The following is a 24945-nucleotide window of genomic DNA, read 5'->3' on the forward strand; positions in this document are numbered from 1 at the left end:
ACGGTCACTCTCCTTTTATGCCTCTTGGGGCGTGTGCTACGACCCCGCATCATAGGCTCAGGAGAGTGGCCGCCGGAATTACGCTATGTATAGAGGAGGGCGGCGGAGCACTCGAAAACAGATCAAAAAAAGACCGGCGCATGGCCGGTCTGTTTGAAGGTGCGAGCACCGCAATGCCCGAGGGGAGGTCCGCTGCATCTCTCTTGATGCTGCAAGAATAAGTGATTCTTTCAATGTAATGCGAGCTTTTTACAGTAATTTGTTAAAAGCAATATGTTGATAAGTTCATTTGATCACCTTTTGATGGATTTTAAATTTATAGGTGTGGCGCAAGTTGTGAACTTGTTTTTTGTTTATATGACGCAACGAAATCGTCTTGAATTCCCGCATTAACTTCAGGCGGACAGACTTCAACCGTTGCTCAAGGTGTGTGACGGGAGCGTTTGAGGAATATGCCTTTTTTGTGGCGGTCAAAATCGCAGAGATCTGCCGAAATCTTCTGAAAAGAAGCGGAAATGGGGCGGGCTTGCGGCGGTGCCGGACGCGCGCGTTCAAGGGCGCGGTGCGGCGGCCCTGCGCAGCCGGTCGTTGATCGCCTCGCCAAGTCCGAGGCTGGGGATAACCTGGACCCGGATGGTGCGGGCACCGCTCGCATCGAGGCTACGCATGCCCCGAAACAGGTTCGCAGCGGCCTCAGCAAAGTCTCCTTGAGGGCTCAGATTGTACTCCGCAAGCGCTTTGTCGGCGCCCGGCAAACGGTCCGGGCCGAAGGACAGAAGGGCGTCGGACGGCACCGCAGTTTCTGCATTCAGGATCATGGCCGCATCGGGGGCATAGTGGGAGGTCAGCATGCCCGGAGCGGCAGGTGCGGTCTCCGCCATGGTGTCCGGCTTGTCCAGAAGCGGCTCGTCCAGAAGAGCTTCGATGGCTTCGCGGGTCACGCCACCGGGGCGCAGCAGACGCGGGCGCGCGTCTGTCAGCCCCACAATGGTGGATTCAATGCCGACAGAGCAGGGGCCGGCATCGATCACAAAGCTCAAGGACGGTTCGAGATCCGCAATCACATCCTCGGCCCGTGTGGGGCTGATCCGGCCGGAGCGGTTGGCGCTGGGGGCCGCCAGGGGGAGTCCGGTTCTGGCGGCCAGAAACCGCATCACCGGTCCGCTGGGCACGCGCAGCGCCACAGTTTCCAGTCCGGCCGTTGCCAGATCCGAAATCGGGGAGGATTTCAGCTTGGGAACAACGAGCGTCAGCGGCCCCGGCCAGAATGCTTCGGCAAGGCGGAGCGCTCTGGTGTCGAAGGCCCCATGTATTAGCGCCTCATCCAGGGAGGGCACATGGGAGATCAGCGGGTTGAATTGCGGCCGCCCCTTGGCCTCGAAGATCCGGGCGCAGGCGGCTCCGTCGGTGGCATCGGCGGCCAGGCCATAGACTGTTTCGGTCGGAACGGCGACAAGCTGCCCGGCGCGCAGGGCGGCACACACGTCGCCCGCAACAGAGGCTGCCTGCCAGTCGGGGGTGTTCAGATGTACAGTCCAGCGCTGCATGCCATATACCCTTAGGGGTTGTGTGTGGCCGTAAAGTGAGAAAGACGCGTGCCTGCCGTAGCGGTATGGATTGACGCTAACGTCAACTGGTTTATTGTCCTGTCAAACTTCGCCTGACGCGCCTTTTGCGGACTGTCCGTGCTGCCGTCAAGCGCGGAGCGGAGAAAACGTCAAATTGCCGGCTCACAAATGCCGCTCGGGTCTTGGGAGGACCGGAATGTATCGCGCGCCTGTCGATGAAATTGCCTTTACCTTGAAACATGTCTGCGGCCTGAACGAGCTGCGTGCGAACGGGCGCCATGCCGATCTTGGCGATGACCTTGTGGACGCCATTCTGGCCGAGGCGGGCCGGTTTGCCTCAGAAGAGATCGCGCCGCTCAATGCCATTGCCGACCGGCATGGCACACCCTTGTCAGAGGGCAGGGTGACAACGGCTCCGGGCTGGCGGGACGCCTACCGGGCCTGGATAGATGGTGGCTGGAACGGCTTGTCGGCTGAAGTGTCGTCAGGTGGTCAGGGCCTGCCTCAGATGCTGTCGGCGGCCGCGCTCGAAATGTGGAATTCAGGCTCAATGGCCTTTGCCATCGGACCGACCCTGACCATGGGTGCTGTCGAGGCCATGGAAAAACATGCCTCTGAGGATTTGAAAACCACTTATCTTCAGAAGTTGGCGTCCGGGGAATGGATGGGCACCATGAACCTGACCGAACCGCAGGCCGGGTCGGATCTGAATGCGCTCAGGGCGCGGGCGGAGCGCAATGCGGACGGCACCTACCGGATTTTCGGCCAGAAGATCTTCATCACCTATGGCGACCACGATCTGACAGACAATATCGTGCATATGGTCCTGGCACGCCTGCCGGATGCGCCGGCGGGCACAAAGGGGATTTCGCTGTTCCTGGTGCCGAAATTCCTTGTCAATCCAGACGGCTCGCTCGGGGCCCGCAACGATGTGCGGGTGGCCGGGGTCGAACACAAGATGGGCATTCACGGCTCGCCCACCTGCACCATGGTCTATGGCGACGAGGGCGGGGCAACCGGCTGGCTTGTGGGCGAGGAAAACCGGGGACTTGCCTGCATGTTCACCATGATGAACAACGCCCGCCTGGCGGTGGGCATTCAGGGCCTTGGTGTGGCCGAGCGGGCCTATCAGCAGGCGCTGGCCTATGCTCTGGACCGCCGGCAGGGCCGGGCACTGGGCGAGACGGAAGAGGGCATGAGCCCCATTGCCCGCCACCCGGATGTCAAGCGCATGCTCGTCACCATGAAATCCAAGACCCAGGTGGCCCGGGCGGTCTGCTACGCCTGCGCCCATGCAATTGACCGGGCCAACGGGGCCGAAACAGCGGAAGACCAGACCTTCTGGAGCGAGCGCGCCAGCCTGCTGACCCCCATTGCCAAAGCCCTTGCGACGGACTTCGGCGTCGAGGTCGCGTCCCTCGGGGTCCAGATCCATGGGGGCATGGGCTTCATTGAAGAAACCGGCGCGGCCCAGCATCTGCGTGATGCCCGGATCGCGCCGATTTATGAGGGCACCAATGGCATCCAGTCCATCGATCTGGTCATGCGCAAGCTGCCGCTGTCCGGCGGAGACCAGATCCGGTCCTTCATCGCGGAGCTGAAAGAGATTGCCAGCGAGGTGGCCGCCTCGAACCGTCCGGAGTTCGGCGCGGCGGCCGGCCAGCTCTCGGCCTCACTTGAGGATCTGGAGGCGGCGACCGCCTATATGCACGCGGCCCAAGGCGAGGGCCGGGTGGGGGATGCCCTGTCCGGTGCAACCCCCTATCTGCGCCTGGCCGGTCTGGTTCTGGGGGGCGCCCTTCTGGCCAAGGGCGCGCTGCGCTCGGGGTCCGAACCGGCCCATCTGGCCGCGGAAAGAACCCTGCTGGCCCGCAGTTTTTGCGAGACGGTGCTGGGCGAGACCGCCGGACTGAAAGCCGACATTCTTTTGTCTGCGGAAGCTATCCAGGCCTTTGATCCGGAAGCACTGGCGTCCTGACGCTTCGTCCTGGGGAGGACCGACATGATCCGCATAAGCCGGGAGGAAGGGGTCCAGATCCTGCGTCTGGACCGTCCCGAAAAGAAAAACGCCCTGACTGGGGCCATGTATTCAGATCTTGCCGAAGCGCTGGAGACGGGCAATTCGGACAGCAGTCTGCGCTGCCATCTCGTTTGCGGTCAAGCAGAGGTCTTTACCGCCGGAAATGATATTGGCGACTTCCTGACTTATGCTACCGGCGGTGCGATTGCAGACATGCCCGTGGTGCGGTTCTTGAGGGCGCTCGTGCGCAATGAGAAACCTCTGGTCGCCTCGGTTGACGGTCTGGCCATCGGTATCGGGACAACGCTGCTGATGCATTGCGACATGGTTTTTGCCAGCCCGCGCGCGCTGCTCCGCTCGCCCTTTGTCGATCTGGGTCTGGTTCCCGAAGCCGGGTCCAGCCTGCTTGGGCCGCAGCTCATGGGGCATGCCAGAGCCTTTGAGCTGTTGTGCCTCGGCGCGCCGATGACGGTGGCGGAGGCGGCAGGGGTGGGTCTCGTCAACAAGGTGGTGGAAGATGATCCCGACACCGCCGCTCTGGACTGCGCCCGGCAGATCGCCGCCAAGCCGCCGGAAGCCATGGCCCTTTCCCGCAAACTTCTGCGGGGGGATACAACCGCCTTGTCGGACCGGGTGGAAGAGGAAATCCGGATCTTCTCCCAGCGCCTGAGCGCGCCGGAGACCATCGCCGCCTTTCAGGCCTTCATGGCGAAATGACACGCCCGCGCCCGCTTTGAAACGGCAGGCGCGTGCATCCTGATGCTGACAAACAAAAAAGCGCCGACCAAGTGCGGCGATGGAGGAGACCCCTATGTCCCTGAAGGGCAAAACCCTTTTCATTACCGGTGCCTCGCGCGGCATTGGCAAGGCGATTGCGCTGCGTGCGGCCAGGGATGGCGCCAATATTGCTGTCGCGGCCAAGACCGCAGAACCGCACCCCAAACTGGATGGCACGATCTTCACCGCCGCGGAAGAGATCGAGACGGCGGGTGGCAAAGCGCTGCCGGTGGTTCTGGATGTTCGCGACGATGCGGCGGTCAAGGCGGCCATGGATCAGACGGTAGAGCATTTTGGCGGTCTGGACATTGTTGTTAACAATGCCAGTGCCATTCAGCTGACCCCGCTGCAACAGACCGACATGAAACGGTTCGATCTGATGCACCAGATCAATACAAGGGGCACGCTGGCATGCTGCAAACACGCTGCCGCACATCTGAAACGGGCAGACAACCCGCATATCCTGATGCTGTCGCCGCCGCTTGACATGCAGGAAAAGTGGTTTGCGCCCTTCACCCCCTATGCGATCGCCAAATACGGCATGAGCCTTGTGGTTCTGGGACTGGCCGGGGAGCTGAAATCCATGGGCATTGCGGTGAATGCGCTCTGGCCGCGCACGACCATAGCAACAGCAGCCATCAAGAACATCCTCGGCGGCGACAAGATGATGCTGCAAAGCCGGACACCCGACATTCTGGCGGATGCGGCCTATGAGATTTTCACCTCACCGTCAAAAGAGCTTACCGGCCAGTTCCTGATCGACGACACGTTCCTGGCCAGCCGGGGCGTGACGGATTTTGACCGCTACCGGGTCGACCCGAGCCAGGCGCTGGCTCCGGATTTTTTCGTGCCGGAGGACAGCGTTGCCCCGGCGGATCTCGGGCCGGTCACATCCTGACCGGCGACGGGCCGCGGCAAGAACCGGCTTGCAATCTGGCGGTTGGTGCGCCAGATTTCGTGGAAGCCGACGAGGGCGGCTGCCGGATCCGCGGAAAGCGAAAGCACCCTGACAAAAGAGAAATTGCCGGTTTTTCACCTGAGCCCGACACAAGCGGATCATCCGGGCACGCGATACAGGAGAAAAGCCATGTCAAACGGCCCTTCCGATCCCGTTAACCTGAACACCCTTCGAAAAGCAGCGCGCAGGCTGCGCAAGGCGCATGCGGCAGGTGATCCCGATGCAAAAGCCCGGGTGGCAGCCCATGTGACCGCAGACAAAGTACTGCGCCATGCGGATTTTCTGCATGTGATCGCCCGTGAAGCAGGGCAGAACAGCTGGCCGAATCTGAAATTCGACCTCGAAAGCCGCGCCATGAGCCGGGAGCAGCAGGCTGAACGGCTGAAAATCGCGCTCTATAACGGGCAGCACTGGGTAACGGAAAAGCTGCTTGCCGGAGATCCGGGTCTGGCATCTCACAATCTCGGCCTGAGGATCGCGCTCTATGATCTGGCGGGCGTCAAAAGGGCGCTGGATCAGGACCCGGCCTCAGCCACCGACCTCGTGGGCGTCCGTTCTCCGATCCTGCACCTGGCCTATTCCAGGGAAATCCACCGCCGCCCGGACAAGGCAGCTGACATGCTGGCAATTGCGGAACTGCTGGTGTCAGGGGGCGCCGATATTGATGATGGCTATCCTCCGGAGCCCGGATCCGATCACAAGATTTCCGCGCTTTACGGGGCTCTGTGCCATGCGGATAATTTTGCCCTTGGCCAGTGGCTGCTGGAGCGCGGCGCCAATCCCAATGATGACGAAAGCCTCTATCACAGCACGGAACTCGGTCACACCAGGGCCCTGGCACTGCTGCTGAAACATGGAGCCAGGCCCGATGGCACTAATGCGCTGCCACGCGCGCTGGATTTCGAAAATCCCGACATGGTGCGCCTGTTGCTGGAGGGCGGGGCAGATCCCAACGTGACAGTGCCAGACCACCCGAGCGGGCAGCCGGTGAACACCATCCCCGCCTTGCACCAGGCCGTGCGCCGGGGCCGCTCTGAAGCCTGTCTCAAGCTGCTTCTGGACCATGGGGCCGCACCGGACGCGGTCTGGGAGGGGCATACGCCCTATGCCCTGGCGCGGATCTACGGCAACCGGCCTGCCGCTACGCTCCTGCGCGAACGGGGCAGCGCGGCGCCCCTGTCCGCGAATGAACGGGTTCTTGCTGCCTGTGCAGAGGGGGAGGGGCTGCCGGGACGTCTGGACCTTGATGCATTGAATGAGGAGGACAGGAGCCTGCTGACCCGGCTTGTGTTAGAGCCAGGCACGCTGGATCACTTGAAAGCGCTCGTGGCAGCCGGGCTGGACCCGGACCAGCCGGACTCCATGGGACTGACGCCGCTGCAATCGGCGGGCTGGAATGGCTTCGCACCGCAACTTGCCTATTTCCTGTCCCTGAAGCCGGATCTGGCGCATAAAAACGCCTATGGCGGGGACGCCCTGGAGACGGTCTGTCATGGAGCGGAATTTGCGCCGCAGAGGAAGGAGGCGGATCACATCGCCTGTGCGCGCCTGCTGCTTCAGGCCGGATGCCCGCTTCATCCCGATCTAATCACGCAAGGCGGACAGGAAGACATGGTGGCGTTTCTAGAGAGCTGGCAGGAAAGCACCGGTTAGAGCGTGCTGGGCTCAGGTGGTTTCAACTCTTTTGTCTTTTGTCTATTGTGTTGAGATCTTTGATTTAAGATCGTGAAAGACAAATCCAGTTGAGCGCAATCTGCTCCTGGCCCCCTGCGCCAATCTCCTGTTGACCGCAGACCTGTTCGCGGTCAAGTCTCTGGAACCGATACGTCAAAATTACGTTGTAGTTTTTCAAGGAGGGATTTCATGGAAACGGCAGTCGATCAGGTAAGTGCCTACACACCGCTTTTGATCAACGCGGCGAAAGCCGTTGTCGTCCTGATCATCGGCTGGCTGGTGGCGGGCATGTTGTCTTCGCTTGTGCGGCGGCGCATTGTCAGTCATCCGCGCATTGACGACACGATTGGCGGCTTCGCAGCCTCTATTGTACGCTGGCTGATCCTGCTGATCACCCTCATCGCGGTTCTGCAGCTGTTCGGCATTCAGGCCACCAGCTTGGTTGCCGTTCTCGGCGCCGGCACGCTGGCCATTGGCCTGGCGTTGCAGGGCACCTTGAGCGATGTGGCCGCCGGGGTCATGCTGATCATCTTCCGGCCTTACAAGATCGGCCAGTTTGTCGATATCGGCGGCACGTCCGGAACGGTCAAGGACCTCAATATTTTTGTCACCGAGCTGGTGACCCCGGACAATGTGCAGATCATCATGCCCAACGGGAAGGCCTGGGGATCTGTTGTGACGAATTTCTCCGCCCATGACACCCGGCGGCTCGATCTCACCTTCGGGATCGACTATGGCGATGACGCGGACAAGGCCATCCAGATCATTCTGGATGTGGCCACGGCGGATGAGCGGGTTCACAAGGACCCGGAGCCCTGGGTCCGGGTGACCAACCTCGGCGACAGCTCGGTTGATCTGGGTGTGCGCCTGTGGTGCGCGGCTGGCGACTACTGGGAGCTGAAGTTCCACATGCTGAAAGCGGTCAAGGAAGCCTTTGACGCGGGCGGGGTGTCCATTCCCTATCCCCACTCGGTGGAAATTCAAAAGGCAGGCTGACTTTCTGTCAAGGTTCCGGCCCCCGTAAGAGCCCGCGCCCGCTGGACGCGGGCTTTTTTCAGTGCAAATCGCATATGAGTGAATATGTTTTTCGCTGCCTCGAAACAGAGCTTTCAACGCATAATACCAACCTCAATGGATAGAAACCCATCTGATGGCGCTGGTCCGGATTGGTCGGCAAGGCGCGTTGCGCAGAACGGCCTGGTTGGCCGTTCAAGCGGCGCAACGCAGTCCGGCGGGCCGGAGCAGGCCACCGAGGCCGTGTTTGAGGACTGTTCAGCTGCGTCCCAGGTTTTGAACGATAAACCATATCGCCCTGCAACCTGCTCCTTGCCGAACAGTCCCCAAACACGGTCAGATCGGTTCCTATCTAGTGAGCTTGGTATGAGACAAAGCAGTTTGAAACCGGATGAATGCGACAGGACCAGAGACCGGGCGCTTCCGGGTCAGTTGGCTTTCGAGCCGGAAGAGATCTCTGCCGGAGAGGGCTCCTCTTCAGGGAGCGCAGCCTCCTCATTCAGCCGGGCGGGCGCCTGTGCGTCTTCGGGCTCTGCCACCAAACCCGCTGCTGTCTGGTCTGCCTGCAGCAGCGCTTCCAGCTCGGATATGTCAGAGCCCTGAGGCTGCTGCCCAGGATCTGCATGTTCTGGATCTTCGTTTAAGTGTTCTTCCGAAAGGGGATTTTCTGCGGGCTGGTGTTCGTGCTCCGGCCCGGCGGTGAATTGCGGCACGACCGGGTCTTCCATCTCGTGAAGGTTCTGATCCGTATTCATCAATTGCCGCCTGGCTGCAAGATCGATCACATGCTCGCGCAATTCAGGATGCTCGGCCATCAGCGCCTTGAAATCATGGGCCCCGAGGCTGAGGAGCTGGCAATAGCCAAGCGCGGTCACATCGGCGCTGCGCCGCCCGCCGGTCATCAGTGCAATTTCGCCAAACACATCGCCGCGCCCAAGCCGGACCAGATGCCCCGGCGCACGAACTTCAACCGCGCCTGATGCAATGAAATAGGCCGCATCTCCCCGATCGCCCCGGCGGATCAGTTTTTCGCGCGGGGTGGCGAACTGGGGCCGCATTTTCCGCCGGATGGCCTTTTGCTGCTTGCGCGGCAGGTCCTTGAACAACGGATGCGCCCCGACCAGATCTGCTGTCTTGAGGCCGAGATCCAGCTTTGGCCGCCGGTGGCTGGCCTTGCGGGCCCGTTCCACATCCCTGATCAGATCCTGATGCAGCTCCGTGCCGATCAGCATTTGTTTCTTGGCCTCGTTATAGGCGGTCTCTTCCAGCCGGACGCCTGCCTTTTGCAGGAACTGGCGTTCCAGCGCATCGGCATAGTCGGGATATTGCAGGCGCAACGCGTCAATCGCCTTGGCGGTCTCGTCATGGCGCAGGCACAGGACATCGTTCAGAATGTCGGCAACCCGGTTGCCGAGCAGGGGGCGGATGCGCTGGTTGTTGAACTCCGTCAGCTCGTCGGCAATGATCCGGTAGACCAGAAGGAACTCGAACCGTTCCGCCAGAAGATTTGCAAGCGGGCGGGCAATCCTCAGACGCCGCTGCAGCGCCTGGGCGATGCGGAAGCCAAACCCGAATTTCAAGGGCTGCCGCATTGCCTTGTTGTAGCCGGACCGCCCGTCGCTTCGGGTCAGATCCCCGAGGCGGCCGGTCAGGGTCAGGAAGCGGGAAACGGAGCGGCCGGATATGGTCTTTTCGTGAAAATGGTCCAGAACCAGCTGCTGTTCCCGGTCAGCAAGGGCGATCAGTCCCATGCGCACCCGGTCCCAGTCTTTCAGCTCTTCCAGCTTGTTGGTTTCAGAGGCCGCGAGGGCGGCCCGGTCGCCATAGTCCTTCAGGACGTCAGCGGTGACCCGTTCGCTGATCCGGTAGCTGCTGGCGGCCGTGTCCAGTTCCGAGCGCACATCTGCGAGGGTCAGAGACAGAAACTGGGTCCGCAGGGCCTCGTCGCGGGCATTGAGCTGGTCAAGCCCAAGAAGCCGGATCAGGGGTTTCAGGCTGGTGCCATAAACAAGCAGCGTGAACAGCACAAAGCCGGTGGCCAGTTTGGTGACAAAGCCGGAAATTTCCGGGTCGAGGGTGGCGTGTTCGGAGACGCTGAGCGCCAGGATCAGGGTGACAGCACCGCGCATGCCGCCCCATAGGATCACGGTCTTGTATTTGGTGCTGACCGACTGGCCCATGCGGAAAAAGCTCAAGGCGGGCAGCAACCCGAAAATCACCACGGCCCGGGCGGCCAGTGCCGCCACGATCACCACGAACAGAAGCAGGATGTCGATTGGCGTAAAGCCCCGGATGAGCTTGGGGATCAGGATGGCGGACAGGAGAAAGATCAGGGAAGCAGCCCAATAGGCCAGCTGTTCCCAGACCGAATGAAGAAACTGCCAGTTGGCCGGCTGAATGCGCGACAGGCCGTAGAGATTGAAGATCGTTCCTGCGCAGACGACCGCCACAACCCCGGAAACGTCTGCGAACTGGTCGCTGAGCACGAAGGTTCCATAAGGAAGGGCGAGGCTCAGGGTCACCTGGGCCAGGGGCAGGTCGCGCATCAGGGACAAAAGGCTGACGGCCATGCGGGCCAGGACGGCTCCGACCAGCACACCGCCAGCAAAGGACCGTCCGAACGCCATGAACGCTTCGCTCAGCGTCAAGGACTGTTCATGGGTCAAGAGGCCGAGCAGAATGACGAAGATGACGATGGCAGCTGCATCGTTCAGCAGGCTTTCGCCTTCCACGATCCGGCCCAGACGGGCGGGGGCTCCGATGTCGCGGAAGATGGCGACCACGGCCACCGGGTCGGTGGTGGCGACAATGGCGCCAAGCAGAAGACAGACCAGCAGGCTCATGCCGGACAGGGGATAAAGGGCAAGGCCGATAAAGGCGGTTGCCACCAAAACAGCCACCACCGCCATCACCAGGATTGGCATCAGATCTTCCAGAATGCGGCGGATGTCGAGGGTCAGGGCCGTCTGGAACAGGAGCAGCGGCAGAAACATGTAGAGGATCATCTTTGAATCCAGCGGGGGATTGGCAAAGATGTCGGCAAAGGCATCAAAGCGATGGGTGTGCGGTGTATAAAACAGATAGGTGGCCACGATCCCGATCAGCGTTCCGACGATTGCCAGAAGCACACTGGGCGCCAGTCCTAGCCGGCGGGCGAGGGGCTGCAACAAGGAAATTGTTATCAACAAAAGCGCAAAGGCGCCTGTTATTAAAGGTGTTTCCATGTATGCACTGTGCCGCGAGAATGAGGCGAGATCAAAGGCTCGCCCCGATTTTTAACAAAGCTGGTTACTGAAGCCCGCCCGCTTTGCGTTCCGAAAGCCAGATCCCGCCCAGAACCATTGCAAGGGCCAGCCCGTGGTGCCATTCGAAAGGCTCCCCCAAAATCGACACGGCCAGCACCGCAGCAAAGATGGGAACGAGATTGACAAACACACCGGCCCGGGCCGGGCCGATCAGTTCCACGCCGCGCATGAAAAAGATCTGCGACAGGCAGGAGGGGAAGATGGCGATGTAAAGCACGACCAGCCAGCCTTTGACGCTTGGCGCCTGGGCACTGCCTGTTGCAATTTCAAAGGCAAGGCCCGGGAGCGATGCCAGAACCGAGATGCCCGCCAGAACGGCAAAAAACACCAGTCCGGAGGTTTTGGGCCGGTTTCGGAGCGCAAGCGTGTAGCCAGAATAGAGCAGACACGCGATCAGCATGATCCCGTCCCCGGGATTTATCGACAAGGTCCTCAGCGTTTCCAGATGCCCTTGGGAGGCAATAAGGGTCACGCCTGCCAGCGTCACGAGGATCCCGAGAACTTGAAGCAGGCGGACCCTTGTGCCGAAGGCGAGCATGGCTCCAAGCAGAACGATGATCGGAATTGACCCCTGAATGATGCCAAGATTGACGGCTGTCGTCCGGGTGGCGGCGATATAGAACAGGGTGTTGAAGCCGACAAACCCGAAGACGGCCATCAGGCTCATACGCGGCAGGTAAGGGCGGATCGCAGGCCATTCGGCCCGGATCTCTTTCCAGCAGAGCGGAACCAGAATGCCGCCAACGATCATCCAGCGCAAGAAAACGACCACCATGGGGGAGACTTCCCCAGCCGCAAGGCGCCCGGCGACGGTGTTGCCACCCCAAAAAAGCGTTGTCAGCCCCAGCATTACCAGAGCGTTGCCGTATGTCAGGTCGCCAAATCGTCTTGCTGCCGCAAACATGGAAAGCCTTGCAAATTTGTGGGTTGAGCGGACACGGGTACCTGATTGTGCGCCTTGCGGAAAGTGCAATTTGAAGGACAGCGCGATATTGAGAGAGATAATTCCGTCTATTTTTTCCAAAAGGGAAAAGGTCATGAAATGCTTCAGGCAATTGACGCAAGCAGGCTTTCTCCCCAAAACGTGGAGTGAACGCGGTTCAGGGCCGTCCCCTGACCGCTTGTTTTATGGAGACGCACAATGACCGCCCGGATCACCGCCCACGGATTGCAGGTTGCTCAGGAGCTTTACGACTTCGTCAACGACAAGGCCCTGCCGGAAACGGGCGTGGAGCAGGACCATTTCTGGAAAAGCCTCTCCGCGCTGATCCATGATCTTGGGCCCAAGAACCGCGCGCTGCTGCAAAAGCGCGACGCGCTGCAGGAAAAGATCGACGCCTGGCACAAGGCCAATCCCGGCACGCCCGACATGGCAACCTACGAGGCGTTCCTGACGGAGATCGGCTATCTGGTGCCGGAGGGCGAGACCTTTCAGGTCGGGACTGAGAATGTCGACCCGGAAATCGGTTCTGTCGCCGGGCCCCAGCTGGTCGTTCCGGTGATGAATGCCCGCTACGCGCTGAACGCGGCCAATGCGCGCTGGGGCTCGCTCTATGACGCGCTTTACGGCACCGACGCCATGGGGTCCAGGCCCCAGCCGGGCGGCTTCGACCAGGCCCGCGGCGCGGACGTGATCGCCTATGCCCGCAAGGTGCTGGATGAGGCGGCGCCGCTGGCGCAAGGCAACTGGTCGGATGTTTCAGGCCTCGGCATTGAGCTCGGCGCGCTGGTCGTCACAACAGCAAGTGGCACAACGGGCCTTGCCGACCCGGCGCAATTCGCCGGTTATTCCGGCGACACGGCCTCGCCCTACAAGGTGCTTTTGCAAAAGAACGGCCTGCATCTGGAAATCAACATCGACGCCCGGCACCCGATCGGATCGAGCGACAAGGCGCATATCTCCGACGTCGTGCTGGAATCGGCCATGTCCACCATCATGGACTGCGAGGATTCCGTCGCCGCCGTCGATGCCGAGGACAAGGTTCTGGTCTATTCCAACTGGCTTGGCCTGATGCGCGGCGATCTGGAGGAAACCTTCGAAAAAGGCGGCAACTCCGTCACCCGCCGCATGCATGGCGACCGGCATTACACCGCCCCGGATGGCAGCGCCCTGACGCTCCATGGCCGCTCGCTGCTCCTGGTCAGGAATGTCGGCCATCTGATGACCATCGATGCGGTTCTGGATAAAGACGGCAATGAAGCGCCCGAAGGCCTGCTCGATGGCATGATCACCGCGCTGATCGCGCTGCATGACATCGGCCCTTATGGCGCTCAGACCAACAGCCGCGCGGGCTCGGTCTATATCGTCAAGCCGAAGATGCACGGGCCGGAGGAAGTCGCCTTTGCCTCGGAGATTTTCGGCCGCGTGGAAGACGCGCTTGGCATGGCGCGCAACACCCTCAAAATGGGCATCATGGACGAAGAACGCCGCACGACGGTGAACCTGAAAGAGTGCATCCGCCAGGCAAAAGACCGGGTTTTCTTCATCAACACCGGCTTTCTGGACCGCACCGGCGATGAAATGCACACCTCCATGGAAGCCGGACCGATGATCCGAAAAGGCGACATGAAGGCCGCCACCTGGATCAGCGCCTACGAGAACAACAATGTCGATGTCGGCCTTGCCTGCGGACTGCCGGGCCATGCGCAGATCGGCAAGGGCATGTGGGCCATGCCCGACCTGATGGAAGCCATGCTGGAGCAGAAGATCGGCCACCCGATGTCGGGCGCCAACACCGCCTGGGTCCCGTCCCCCACCGCCGCAACCCTGCACGCGCTTCATTATTACAAGGTATCGGTCAAGGACCGTCAGGCGGAGCTGTCCGAGCGCAGCCCGGCCAAACTCACCGACATCCTCTCCATCCCCGTCGCCGAGCGCCCCAACTGGGCGCCGGACGACATTCAGGCCGAACTCGACAACAACGCCCAAGGCATACTGGGCTATGTGGTCCGCTGGGTGGAGCAGGGCATCGGCTGTTCCAAGGTGCCGGACATCAACAATATCGGCCTCATGGAAGACCGCGCCACCTTGCGCATCTCCTCCCAGCACATCGCCAACTGGCTGCACCACGGCGTCGTCACCGAAGCGCAGGTGGTCGACACCCTGAAGAAAATGGCCGCCGTCGTCGACGGCCAGAACCAGGGCGACCCGCTCTACCGCCCGATGGCCCCGGACTTCGACAAATCAGTCGCGTTTCAGGCGGCGTGTGAACTGGTGCTGGAAGGCACAAAGCAGCCGAACGGGTATACGGAGCCGGTTCTGCACCGGCGGCGGATTGAGTTTAAGGGGAAGGTGGGGTGAAGTTGCTAGCGGGGGCTGATTGGCACGCTGGGGCGGTCGACAGATTTGCGCCGGCAAGTTGGACGTTTGCAGGTTCTCAGCCCGATCTGTAAAGCCGCCGTAATTTAGGACCGTAGATTCATATTCGAAGTCGGAATTGTTTGGTGCGAACGTATGGCAGTCGATTGCGAATTGGGATACATTTCACGTAAGCAACTTTTTAAGCGTGAAGTATGAAAAACAGAGACGGCGTAAACTGGACAAATGAATCGGTTCTTAGCCTTGCAAAAGGGGGCGATCCGATAGTAATCATAGAAAAAATTGCGCGAGAATTAGTTTTTAAGGCTAGAGAAAAAGGCTGGCAAGGGCCGCCTTTTAATCCATTGTTTCTTGCAAAGATGCTTGATGCAGAAGTAGAAGCGAACTCTAATATTTCTGATGCGAGGCTTTTGGGGTCCGAAAGTGGTGCGAAAATTGAGTTCAACCCGCAGCAGCCTAGAACGCGAGTTCGCTTCTCAATAGCTCATGAAGTTGCACACATGCTGTTCCCAGACTGGCGTGCGAAGATCAGAAACCGCAAAGGCCAGAACGAAGTTGGTGACAACTGGCAAATTGAAATGCTCTGTAACATTGCAGCGTCAGAGTTTGTGTTGCCAGCGGGCAGTATAGAGAAAGCAGTTGATCTTCCTGGCATTGAGGATTTGTTGATAGAGTGCAGGAAGTACGATGTTTCCTTTGAGGCGTTTCTTATAAGGTTCGCGAATATATCAAAAAAACCTGTCGCAGTTTTCTTTTCCTCTCCATTTATCAAGGATAATGTACGTAGGTACAAAGTAGATTACATGGTTGGTTCTCCAACGGCTCCCAGAGTGAAGCTAGCAGGCAAGGTGCTTCCAGAGAACAGTGTTGCACGTAGCTGCGTCGCTATTGGGTACACGGACAAAGCGTCCGAGGATTGGGTCGTGGGCTCTAAGGTTCTGATCGAGTATGTGGGGCTGCCTGCTTATACGGGGAGCGCCTACCCACGAGTCGCGGGTTTAATTCGATTTGAGGAACCGAGCGTTGATCGTAAGCCTATTTGCAATGTCTTTGGGAACATTCTGAGCCCTCGCGGTGAAGATGAGAAAATTGTTTGCCAGCTGGTGAATGATAGGGCTCTTAGATGGGGCGGTGGCGTGGCAAGGCAGCTAGCAAAAAAATATCCTAGCGCTGAGGAGGAGTTCGCGCAAAGATTGCAGAAGCTTGATTTCCAAGAGCGTTTGGGTAAGGTAATTTTCACAAAAGCAGAAAATGGAACCACAATAGCGAGTATGATTGCACAGGAGGGGTTTGGTCCCTCACCATACCCAAGAATCCGATACTCGTCTCTAGAAAAGTGCCTTAACGCTGTTACCCAAGAAGCAAAACAAACTGGGGCTAGTATTCATTTGCCAAAGATTGGCACTGGTGCAGCGGGCGGAAGTTGGAGTGTTATAGAAGAGATGATAGACCAAGCTGCTGTGCGGTCAGGGTTGTCTGTTTTAGTTTACGATAAACCGCCTAAAAAAATTCAACTTGAGATGTTCTAATTGGCGAACAAGCGAACTAGTTTTCAAATCGTAATTGTTTCAGGCCCGATTTGCTCGGGAAAGTCGAATCTCGTGCGATCGTTTGAAGAGCGCCACGGCGCTATGATCGTAAAGACAAAAGACCTTATCCTTCAAAAAACTGGCAAGAAGTCTATGAAGCGAGAGGCGCTTCAAAGGGAAGGGCGCAAATTTGATAAACTCGATGAAGGCAAGTGGGTTGCAGAAGAATTACAGGCGATAATCGACAGGGCTAGCAAAAGAGAAACGCCCGAAGGCTTGTTCGTCGTAGATTCCGTGAGGATCAGGGGGCAAGTCGATGCAATTCGAAAAGCGTATGGTACAGATGTGCACCACATCCACCTTACAGCTTCGGATGAAGAGCTCCGCAACCGATTTCAAAGCAGACGACGATCCGAGGATCAAGATGCTGACTATGATAAACTAAAAAGGCATCCGACTGAAAAGCAGGTCGAAAACCTAAAGGAAATAGCAGATATTGTGGTGCAGACGGATAAGTGCAGCAAAGAGGCTGTTCTTGTTCGAGCTACTGCGTTGCTTAATCTATACCCTAGATCGAGTGAACCCTTAGTTGATGTGATTGTTGGCGGGCAGTACGGGAGTGAGGGAAAGGGCAACATCGTTGGCCACATAGCACCTGAATACGATTTGTTGATACGTGTTGGTGGGCCAAACGCAGGGCACCAAGTATTTGGCGAACCTCCCGAAAAATATTTTCATCTGCCTTCGGGGACCGGACGTGCACCTAACGCCAAGTTATTACTCGGGCCGGGTGCAGTAATTTATCCCCCTAAACTTTTGAAAGAGATTTCGGATCACGATGTTTCATTCGAACGGCTCACAATTGATGAGCAAGCAATGATAATTACAGACGAGGATCGAAAAGAAGAAGAAGAGAAATTTGGAAATATTAGCTCAACAGCACAAGGTGTTGGTATTGCTTCATCAAGAAAAATGATTGGGAGATCTGATTATAAATCTGGAAGTTTAAAATTTCTTGCGCGGGATTGTGAAGACTTAGCGCCATATATTGGAGTTGCGAAAAAAGTTATTTCTGACGCGATTGTAAAAGGGAACAAGATAATGTTGGAGGGTACGCAAGGTACCTCGCTTAGCTTGCATCACGGTCAATACCCACATGTTACGACGCGAGACACTACTGTTTCAGGGTGTCTGGCAGATGCTGGGATTGCGCCTTCGAACGTCAGAAAAGTGATTATGGTTTGCCGAACCTACCCAATTCGAGTAGGTGGGCCCTCCGGTGATATGGCCTTTGAAGTAAAAATGGAAGAAATTAACGAAAGAAGCGGAATACCTCTTGAAGAGTTGAATAAAACCGAGCGGACAACAACAACAAATAGAGCTAGGCGTATCGCTGAATTTGATTGGGAGCAGTTCAGAGATTCGGTTCAATTGAATGGTCCAACAGACATCGCTCTTACATTTGTTGATTACTTTGATGTTGAAAATAGAAGCGCGTTTCGATTTGAGCAGTTAAGCACTGAAACAATAAGATTCGTCGAAGAAGTTGAGCGAGTTTCTGGCCGACCGGTGTCATTGTTGTCGACTGACTTTAATTGGCGAAATGTAATTGATCGGAGAGCTTGGTGACACCGGAAGAGCTAGAGCAACTCATTCAGGACTGCCCGACACTGTTTCACATGGCCGAGCGTGGATCGTGGGAGTCTATCAAATACCATGGCCTACTCAGCACAGGTGCGCTAACAGATCTATACAAAGTGTCTGATGATTATCGCGAAGTTTTGCTGGCCAGTCATCGGCCTGAAAGCGTGGCAATCGAGTGCGAGGGGCTGCCTGGAGCAGTCATTCGAGACCAGAAGCCAATGAGCGACGCTGGACTTCTGAGGGCCTTGCCAGCTGAGCTGAGACCTGCGGACTGGTATAGAATTCTAAATTCAAAAGTATTCTTTTGGTTGAGCGAAAATCGCCTCCATAGGCTAACTAATGCGGCTGCGTATAGAGAACAGGAGCACGATGTTTTGGAGGTGGATACAAAAAGTATAGTTGAGGCTTATAGAGATAGTATATTTCTTTGTCCGTACAATAGCGGTTGCACAAAGCCGTTTCCTTTTGCTAGAGATAAGGGAATTTTCAGTAGAATAGATGATTATCCTTATGAACACTGGAGGGCACGGCGGATCAGGATGGAGCGAGTTGTTGAGCTGGTCGTGGAACATTCTGTTCCGGACATAGCCGATCACGTCAAACGAGTAGTCGTGAAACGAGGTGATCAAACGATTGCAGTTATCGAAGAGTAGCAAGCTGGAAGGGCCAGCTTAACATTGAACCACTGACGAGAGTGCCCGTTTAGATTCACATTCGAAGCGCAACTCCTTCTCCCCTCAAATCGACCCCGCCTCAACCATATAATTATTCGCCGTACACATCGCCGCGTCGTCGGAGGCCAGGAAGAGGACCATGCGGGCGACATAGATCGGGTCGATCAGATCGGGCAGGCATTGGCGGGCGCGGTGGGCTTCAAGGGCTTCGGGGGTGGCCCAGAGGGCCTTCTGGCGGTCCGTCATGATCCAGCCGGGCACGACGGTGTTCACGCGGATGCGCTGGTCGCCGAGGTCGCGGGCCATGGTGCGGGTCAGGCCGTGGACGGCGGCCTTTGCCGTGGCATAGGCCGGAAACCCGCCGCCTGCCTCCCACCAGGAATTCGACCCCATGTTGATGATGGAGCCGCCGCCAAGCTCTGCCATGCCGGGGGCAATCGCCTGGATGGCGAAGAACATGTGCCGCAGGTTGGTGTGCTGCCGCTCGTCCCAATAGTCCGGCGTCACATCCTGCCAGTTGTGGCGGTCATCACGCGCGGCGTTGTTCACCAGGACATGCGCGGGCCCCAGCCGGTCGGTCAGCCGCCCCAGCGCGGCGCGCATCGCCTCAATGTCGCGCAGGTCACAGATTTCATAGTCGATATTCTCGCCCGTCCGGCCAAGCGCCGCGCTCGAGGTTTCGTTCAGATCCAGAAACCCGACCCGCGCCCCTTGCGCGGCAAAGCCCTTCACAATTTCCGAACCAATGCCTTCCGCACCGCCGGAAACGATGACGGTCTTGTCTTTCAGGCTGGGATAGATCGCAAAATCCGGCATCTTGTCTCTCGCTGCTCGTGACGTTTCGGACGAAACCGGCCCGGGCTTGCCGTCAGGCATTCAAGGCCGGATTGCAGTCCTGAGGTAGCAGGCTTGGCGCAAAGGCGAAAGCCTTTCAGCGTGGCACAGGATTTGGGAGGCGGCTGAACGCCCTCATGAAGGCTTTTCTCGCAGCACATCGCCAACTGGCTGCACCACGGCGTTGTCAGCGAGGAACAGGTGGTCGATATCCTGAAGAAAGTGGCAGCCGTCGTTGACGGCCAGACCGCTGGCGGCCCGCTCTACCGCCCGATGGCCCCGGATTTCGGCAAATCAATTGCCTTCCAGGCGGCCTGTGAACTGGTGCTGGAGGGCACGAAGCAGCCGAACGGGTATACCGAGCCGGCGCTGTTTCGGCGGCGAATCGAGTTTAAGGCCAAGTTGGCCTGAGCGGCGAATCCCCTCATTTGCAAGAAAACGGTGAGGGGATGCCGGTGTCGCTTCAGGAAAATATCCGCCATTTTCGAGAGAATGCCTGTAATAAATACGCAGGAAATACGAAAAAGTTTTTTATTTTACCCGATTTTTTTGGCAGCTTTACGTTTTTCTCGCTGGTATCCCATAATCTGTTGGCGTTTGGAGAGCTGAATGCTGACGGTTTTATCTTGCATTGCCTATGAGCATGACACGGCTTTGACCGTTCTAGCTGTTATATTGCTGCTGTGCGGGGCCGTTTTGACCATGCGGCTCTATGCCAGGGTCAGGCATTCAGAAGGGCCTCTCAAACTGCTCTGGCTGTTCCTGTCCGGTCTGATCGGGGGCGGGACAATCTGGTCCACCCATTTTGTCGCGATGATCGCGTATGAGAGCCCATTGATCCTGGGATATGATCTTGGTCTCACTCTGTTGACACTCGTGATCGCGGTGGCAGGGGCGACAGCCGGGCTCTATGTGAGCAGCCTGACCCGGGACAGCTGGATGATCGAGCTGGGAGGCGCGCTTTTCGGCGCCTCCATCGTGATCATGCATTTTATCGGTACCCAGGCGATGCGGGTGTCCGGCGTGGTGACCGTTTCCAGCAGCTATGTGGTGGTTGCCGTTGCGCTGGCTCTGGTGTTCGGAAGTCTGGCCACCAACCGGGTTGCCCGGCCCTCCAGCCAGTATTCTGTCTATGCAGCGGCAGGCAGTTTCGCGATGGCCGTTTTCAGCCTGCATTTCGTGGCCATGGCAGGGGCCAGTTTCCTGCCACTCAGGCTTGAGGAAGGATGGGGGGCCGGGCTTGCGTCCAGTCAGCAGGTCGGAATCGCTGTCAGCTTCACCGTTGCTGTCCTGTTCTTCTCAGCGCTTCTGACCCATGTGATCGACAGTCTCAGCGTGAAGGAAGCAGACAGCCGCTTGACCCATATGGCACATCACGATCCGCTGACCGGGCTGCCGAACCGGAGGGGGCTGGAGAAATGGCTTGGCGCCTTCCTCTTCAAGGCCGCGGCCGGCAATGCCCGGACGGTTGCCGTGGTCTGCAATCTGAGACGGTTCAAGGACATTAATGAAGCGCTTGGCCGGGCAGGTGGAGACGCCCTGTTGCGCCACGTGATCAAACACTTGTCGGAAGGGCTGCAGGCGGACGAGTTTCTGGCCAGGACCAATGGCGATGAATTTGTCATCATCGGCAAGCCGGTCTATTCCAGCACCTATATTTCCGATCTGTGCAGACGCATCAAGGCTCTGGTCGCCGAGCCCCTGGACTGGCACACGGGCAGGATCGAGGCCGGGTGCTGCATCGGCTATGCGTGTTCCCCGGATCATGCCGCTTCGGAGGTGAAACTGCTGGAAGCAGCGGAACTGGCCCTGCGACGGGCCAAAGCGCTGGAAGGAGAAGAGGCTGTCTGCTTCGATCCCGATCTGGATGGGCAGACCCGGAACCGGAGTGCTTTGGCGCTGGAGCTAAGCTGCGCCCTGAGAAACGGCCAGTTCCAGCTCTATTATCAACTGCAAAATGATGCTTCGACCCGTCAGATCGTGGGCGCAGAGGCCCTGCTGCGCTGGAACCACCCGGCACGGGGCATGGTCGAGCCGCTGGATTTTATTCCGATTGCAGAAGAAACCGGTTTCATCCGGGAACTGGGGGCCTGGGTCGCCCGCACTGCCTGCCTGGAGGCGGCCTCCTGGCCCAAGGCGATGCGTGTCGCCATCAATGTATCGCCAGTCCAGCTGGCGGACAGCCAGTTTCCGCAGATCATCGCGGCCGTTCTGGCCGAAAGCGTGCTGGAACCGCACCGGCTTGAACTGGAGATCACCGAAACCGGCATTGTCGCTCAGGCCTCTCGGGCCGCACAGATCCTGGGCGACCTGAGGCACCTTGGGGTGCGCATTGTCATGGATGATTTCGGCACGGGCTACTCATCCCTTGCCACCTTGCAGGCCCATGACTTCGACAAGATCAAGATCGACCGGGAATTCGTCCGGCATCTTGAGTCCAACCGCCAGTCCGATGCCATAGTGAAAGCCACACTGGCACTGGGGGTGAGTCTCGGCGTACCGGTGCTTGCCGAAGGGGTTGAAACGGAATACCAGCTGAACTTTCTGAAAGTGGGTGGGTGCTCGGAAGTGCAGGGTTTCTTGTTCGGACTGCCGATGCCGGCGGCCGAGATCGCCAAGATTTTGCATCAGACCACATTGGCTCCGGCCGAATCGGCATCTGACCCGCTGTTCTCCGTTGTGCCTTTGCCCGCTGGTACGGTTCAGGGGCCCGTTCAGAGCGGCAGGGCGGGCGTTTCCTGAAGGCCCAGATGCAAGGTCTCGCCCTCATAAGGGTGCGCCCGCGCCATGTCCTCGTTCAGGTCTGACCCAAGGCCGGGGGCCTGCGGGGGCAGGACATAGCCGTTTTCCCAGTGGATCGGCCGGGTCAGCAGGTCGGCGTAAAAGCCATCGAACCGGCGGATCGATTCCAGGATCAGGAAGTTCGGGCTGCAGGTGGCAATCTGGATATTGGCAAGGGCGACCAGCGGCCCGCAATAAAGATGCGGTGCTATCTGGGCTGAATGGCATTCGGCCATGGCGGCGATCTTTTTGGCCTCCAGCAAGCCGCCCACACGGCCAAGATTCATCTGCAGGATGCTGGCTGCGCCGGTCTGAAGCACCCGGGAGAACTCGTATTTCGTGCACAGACGCTCGCCGGTGGCGACCGGAATCGTGGTGAAGCGGGCGACCTCGGCCATGTCCTCGGGCCGCTCCGGCGGGATCGGTTCTTCAAACCAGAGCGGATCATAGGCTTCAAGACGCCGCGCCATGCGCTTTGCGCCCGACACCGTGAACTGGCCGTGCGTGCCGAAAAGAAGATCGGCCTTTGTGCCGACAGCTTCGCGGATCGCCCGGCAGAAGCTTTCTGACCGCTCAAGATCATCAAGGCTCGGCTGGTGGCCGTCATAAATCGTGTAAGGCCCCGCCGGGTCGAACTTGACGGCGGTAAAGCCCTGTTCCACGGCCTTCACGGCTGCTGCTGCAGCCAGACCCGGATCATTGTAGACGTTCGGCTGGGCTGGGTCGGGATAGACGTCGCCGGAGGCCGGATAAAGATAGGTGTAGGAGCGCAGCCGCTCGTGCACCTTGCCCCCGAGAAGTTCATAGGCGGGCTTGTTCGCCGCCTTGCCGATAATGTCCCAGCAGGCCATTTCAAGGCCGGACAGAACACCCATGACGGAGACATCCGGGCGCTGCGTATAGCCCGCGCCATAGGTCTTGTGCCACAGCTTTTCGATGTGGTGCGGGTCTTCCCCGGCAAACTGGCGCTGGAACACATCTTCTGCCATGCGTGCCACCAGGTGGGGCCCGAAGGTGGCGTTGTAAATCTCGCCATAGCCGGTCAATCCGCATCTGGTGACCAGTTTGACAAAGATGAAATACCGCCCGCCATGGCGGGGCGGCGGATTGGCGACCACAAAGGTTTCAAGGACATCAAGCTGCATGGCGGGGCTCTTGGTCACGGTTCGGGGGAAACGGCGGGAACACCGGTCCCGGAAAGGGGCTCAGGCATCGGCTTTGCGGTCTTCCAGGATCATATCGGCTCCCTTCAGCGCCAGCATCATGGCCGGGGCGTTGGTGTTTCCGGAGGTGATGTTCGGGAAGGCGGAGGCATCGATCACCCGCAAGCCCTTCATTCCATGGACCTTGAGGCGGCTGTCCAAGACACTGTCCGTCCTGTCCCGCCCCATCCGGCAGGTTGAGACCGGATGATAGACCGTTTTGGCCCGTTCCTGGAAATCGGCAAGAAGGCCGGGATCGTCCAGGGTTTCCAGATGGGGGGCTTCAGACGTCTCGACCACCGCGCGCATGGCACGGCTGGCCATGATTTTCTGGCACAGGCGTCCGCCGTCGATCACCGCCGCCCGGTCCTCGTCCGTGGCCAGAGAGTTGGCGCAGATCCGGGGCGGGACCGTGCTGTCAGCGCTTTTGATGTCAATCCTGCCCCGGCTTGTGGGGCGTGTCGGCTGGGCACTGATGACAAACCCGTTGAACGGGTCAAGTTCCGGGGTCAGCCGCCCATTGCGGTCTGTCAGGCGATAGCTGACCGGATTCAGGTAAAGCTGCTGGTCAGGATGCTCCAGCGCCGGTCTTGATTTGAGAAACCCGCCACACTGGTTGACCGACAGGGCGAGCGGCCCCTTGCGGGTGAGCGCATAGCGCAGGGCGGCGCAGGCCTGTCCCGTTAGAGGGCGCAGGTCTGCATTGAGGCTGCGTTCCCGGGCGCGGAAGGTAAAACTGGCGGCCAGATGGTCCTGCAGATTTCCCCCAACATGGGTGTTTTCAAGCACAACCGGAAGGCCATGCGCGCGGAGCAGCGGACCCGGACCAATGCCGGAGACCTGCAAAAGCTGCGGGGATCCGATGGCGCCCGCACACAAGAGCACTTCGCGCCGGGCTGTCAGGATCTCGCCCCCGGTCAGTTCAACGCCGGTGGCCGTGGTCCCGCTCACAAGAATGCGGCGGACCTGGGTGTTGACCCGCAGCTGCACATTGGTGCGCTCAAGTGCCGGATGAAGAAAGGCACGGGCCGAGGAGCATCTGCGGCCATCACGGGTGTTGAGGTGATAGGCGCCAAAGCCTTCGCGCTGCATGGCTGCGAAATCCTTGCTTCGGGGCAGGCCGACCTCTTCCAGCGCCTTGAAAAAATGCCGGGTCAAACTGTGGATCTGGTCGGACACATTCTGGACGTGGATGGGACCGGTCCCGGCCTTGCGGCCCTCAGGCGACACCAGGGTCTCAAGCCGGGCGAAAACAGGGGCCACATCCTGCCAGGACCAGCCTTGCGCACCGGAGGCCACCCAGTCCTCAAAGTCCCGGGGCAGGCCCCGGCAATAGACCAGAGCATTGATGGAGCCGGAGCCCCCGAGCACCCGTCCGCGTGGCCAGGCGGCCTTGCGTCCGTTGAGGCCTGCATCTGCTTCGGTTTCAAATTGCCATGTGTATTTGGCGGCGGAGATCAGCTTGCCGTAGCCGAGCGGCAGGGAGACAAGCGGAGAGCTGTCCGGTCCGCCCGCCTCCAGTACGGCGACGCTGGTTTGCCGGTCCGCGCTCAGGCGTTCGGCCAGAATACAGCCGGCCGATCCAGCGCCAATGATGATGTAGTCGGCTGTGTCCAAAGGCATCCCACGGGCAAAAACGAGTCGCA

General features: G+C 58.9%; 16 protein-coding genes and 1 pseudogene. 11 read left to right on the plus strand and 6 right to left on the minus strand.

The features are described from left to right. Positions 1–551 precede the first annotated feature (551 nt). Positions 552–1547: an L-threonylcarbamoyladenylate synthase gene (locus ACXAIC_RS18750; RefSeq protein WP_475183722.1), complete on the minus strand. Its 996-nt coding sequence runs from the start codon at positions 1545–1547 to the stop codon at positions 552–554. A 217-nt stretch (positions 1548–1764) separates the two neighbouring features. Between ACXAIC_RS18750 and ACXAIC_RS18755 the strand changes: the two genes are divergently transcribed. The 5 genes from ACXAIC_RS18755 (at position 1765) to ACXAIC_RS18775 (ending at position 7993) form a co-directional block, all read left to right on the plus strand. Continuing rightward, complete coding sequence (locus ACXAIC_RS18755; protein WP_475183724.1) at positions 1765–3546, plus strand: acyl-CoA dehydrogenase; 1782 nt, start codon at positions 1765–1767, stop codon at positions 3544–3546. Between the two features lie 24 nt (positions 3547–3570). Then, a complete protein-coding gene (locus tag ACXAIC_RS18760) occupies positions 3571–4305 on the plus strand; it encodes a crotonase/enoyl-CoA hydratase family protein (protein WP_475183728.1) in 735 nt (244 codons plus the stop codon). 94 nt (positions 4306–4399) lie between these two features. Next, a complete protein-coding gene (locus tag ACXAIC_RS18765) occupies positions 4400–5263 on the plus strand; it encodes an SDR family oxidoreductase (protein WP_475183731.1) in 864 nt (287 codons plus the stop codon). Between the two features lie 189 nt (positions 5264–5452). Beyond that, entirely contained in the window at positions 5453–6976 is a 1524-nt protein-coding gene (locus ACXAIC_RS18770; protein ID WP_475183735.1) for an ankyrin repeat domain-containing protein, read from the plus strand. Between the two features lie 210 nt (positions 6977–7186). After that, positions 7187–7993 carry a mechanosensitive ion channel family protein gene (locus ACXAIC_RS18775; RefSeq protein ID WP_475183737.1) on the plus strand — a complete coding sequence of 269 codons (807 nt, stop codon included), beginning with the start codon at positions 7187–7189 and terminating at the stop codon, positions 7991–7993. Between the two features lie 446 nt (positions 7994–8439). Here ACXAIC_RS18775 and ACXAIC_RS18780 read toward each other — a convergent pair whose 3' ends face one another. After that, positions 8440–11235 carry a cation:proton antiporter gene (locus ACXAIC_RS18780; RefSeq protein ID WP_475183740.1) on the minus strand — a complete coding sequence of 932 codons (2796 nt, stop codon included), beginning with the start codon at positions 11233–11235 and terminating at the stop codon, positions 8440–8442. A 64-nt stretch (positions 11236–11299) separates the two neighbouring features. Continuing rightward, positions 11300–12220: a DMT family transporter gene (locus ACXAIC_RS18785; RefSeq protein ID WP_475183897.1), complete on the minus strand. Its 921-nt coding sequence runs from the start codon at positions 12218–12220 to the stop codon at positions 11300–11302. A 237-nt stretch (positions 12221–12457) separates the two neighbouring features. On the opposite strand from ACXAIC_RS18785, the gene ACXAIC_RS18790 reads away from it, so the two are divergent. The 4 genes from ACXAIC_RS18790 to ACXAIC_RS18805 all read left to right on the plus strand — a co-directional run bounded on the left by ACXAIC_RS18790 (position 12458) and on the right by ACXAIC_RS18805 (position 18461). Then, entirely contained in the window at positions 12458–14617 is a 2160-nt protein-coding gene (locus ACXAIC_RS18790) for a malate synthase G (protein ID WP_475183743.1), read from the plus strand. A 212-nt stretch (positions 14618–14829) separates the two neighbouring features. Continuing rightward, complete coding sequence (locus ACXAIC_RS18795; RefSeq protein WP_475183746.1) at positions 14830–16164, plus strand: macro domain-containing protein; 1335 nt, start codon at positions 14830–14832, stop codon at positions 16162–16164. Further along, positions 16165–17793, plus strand: a complete 1629-nt coding sequence (locus ACXAIC_RS18800) for an adenylosuccinate synthetase (protein ID WP_475183749.1) — start codon at positions 16165–16167, stop codon at positions 17791–17793. Continuing rightward, positions 17790–18461: a DUF7002 family protein gene (locus tag ACXAIC_RS18805; protein WP_475183752.1), complete on the plus strand. Its 672-nt coding sequence runs from the start codon at positions 17790–17792 to the stop codon at positions 18459–18461. Before ACXAIC_RS18800 ends, ACXAIC_RS18805 begins: the two co-directional genes overlap by 4 nt. Before the next feature lie 84 nt (positions 18462–18545). Here ACXAIC_RS18805 and ACXAIC_RS18810 read toward each other — a convergent pair whose 3' ends face one another. Continuing rightward, entirely contained in the window at positions 18546–19298 is a 753-nt protein-coding gene (locus tag ACXAIC_RS18810) for an SDR family NAD(P)-dependent oxidoreductase (protein ID WP_475183755.1), read from the minus strand. Between the two features lie 159 nt (positions 19299–19457). Between ACXAIC_RS18810 and ACXAIC_RS18815 the strand changes: the two are divergent. Together ACXAIC_RS18815 and ACXAIC_RS18820 are read left to right on the plus strand one after the other, a co-directional pair. Then, a pseudogene (locus ACXAIC_RS18815) lies at positions 19458–19727 on the plus strand (malate synthase G); the annotation flags it as partial. Positions 19728–19925: 198 nt separating this feature from the next. Then, a complete protein-coding gene (locus ACXAIC_RS18820) occupies positions 19926–22058 on the plus strand; it encodes a putative bifunctional diguanylate cyclase/phosphodiesterase (RefSeq protein WP_475183757.1) in 2133 nt (710 codons plus the stop codon). Here the strand turns inward: ACXAIC_RS18820 and ACXAIC_RS18825 are convergent. Both ACXAIC_RS18825 and ACXAIC_RS18830 read right to left on the minus strand, forming a co-directional pair. After that, positions 22031–23242 (minus strand): mandelate racemase/muconate lactonizing enzyme family protein, encoded by a 1212-nt coding sequence (locus ACXAIC_RS18825; protein WP_475183760.1) that lies wholly within the window; start codon positions 23240–23242, stop codon positions 22031–22033. The two genes, ACXAIC_RS18820 and ACXAIC_RS18825, sit on opposite strands and share 28 nt — an antisense overlap. Positions 23243–23302: 60 nt before the next feature. After that, positions 23303–24922 carry a GMC family oxidoreductase gene (locus tag ACXAIC_RS18830; RefSeq protein ID WP_475183762.1) on the minus strand — a complete coding sequence of 540 codons (1620 nt, stop codon included), beginning with the start codon at positions 24920–24922 and terminating at the stop codon, positions 23303–23305. Positions 24923–24945: the final 23 nt, after the last annotated feature.

This window comes from Roseibium sp. AWQ4_254 (assembly GCF_056161025.1).

Coding starts and splice junctions, on each gene's coding strand:
- ACXAIC_RS18750 (WP_475183722.1), bottom strand. CDS start 1,547: ATGCAGCGCTGGACTGTACATCTGAACACCCCCGACTGGCAGGCAGCC.
- ACXAIC_RS18755 (WP_475183724.1), top strand. CDS start 1,765: ATGTATCGCGCGCCTGTCGATGAAATTGCCTTTACCTTGAAACATGTC.
- ACXAIC_RS18760 (WP_475183728.1), top strand. CDS start 3,571: ATGATCCGCATAAGCCGGGAGGAAGGGGTCCAGATCCTGCGTCTGGAC.
- ACXAIC_RS18765 (WP_475183731.1), top strand. CDS start 4,400: ATGTCCCTGAAGGGCAAAACCCTTTTCATTACCGGTGCCTCGCGCGGC.
- ACXAIC_RS18770 (WP_475183735.1), top strand. CDS start 5,453: ATGTCAAACGGCCCTTCCGATCCCGTTAACCTGAACACCCTTCGAAAA.
- ACXAIC_RS18775 (WP_475183737.1), top strand. CDS start 7,187: ATGGAAACGGCAGTCGATCAGGTAAGTGCCTACACACCGCTTTTGATC.
- ACXAIC_RS18780 (WP_475183740.1), bottom strand. CDS start 11,235: ATGGAAACACCTTTAATAACAGGCGCCTTTGCGCTTTTGTTGATAACA.
- ACXAIC_RS18785 (WP_475183897.1), bottom strand. CDS start 12,220: ATGTTTGCGGCAGCAAGACGATTTGGCGACCTGACATACGGCAACGCT.
- ACXAIC_RS18790 (WP_475183743.1), top strand. CDS start 12,458: ATGACCGCCCGGATCACCGCCCACGGATTGCAGGTTGCTCAGGAGCTT.
- ACXAIC_RS18795 (WP_475183746.1), top strand. CDS start 14,830: ATGAAAAACAGAGACGGCGTAAACTGGACAAATGAATCGGTTCTTAGC.
- ACXAIC_RS18810 (WP_475183755.1), bottom strand. CDS start 19,298: ATGCCGGATTTTGCGATCTATCCCAGCCTGAAAGACAAGACCGTCATC.
- ACXAIC_RS18820 (WP_475183757.1), top strand. CDS start 19,926: ATGCTGACGGTTTTATCTTGCATTGCCTATGAGCATGACACGGCTTTG.
- ACXAIC_RS18825 (WP_475183760.1), bottom strand. CDS start 23,242: ATGCAGCTTGATGTCCTTGAAACCTTTGTGGTCGCCAATCCGCCGCCC.
- ACXAIC_RS18830 (WP_475183762.1), bottom strand. CDS start 24,922: ATGCCTTTGGACACAGCCGACTACATCATCATTGGCGCTGGATCGGCC.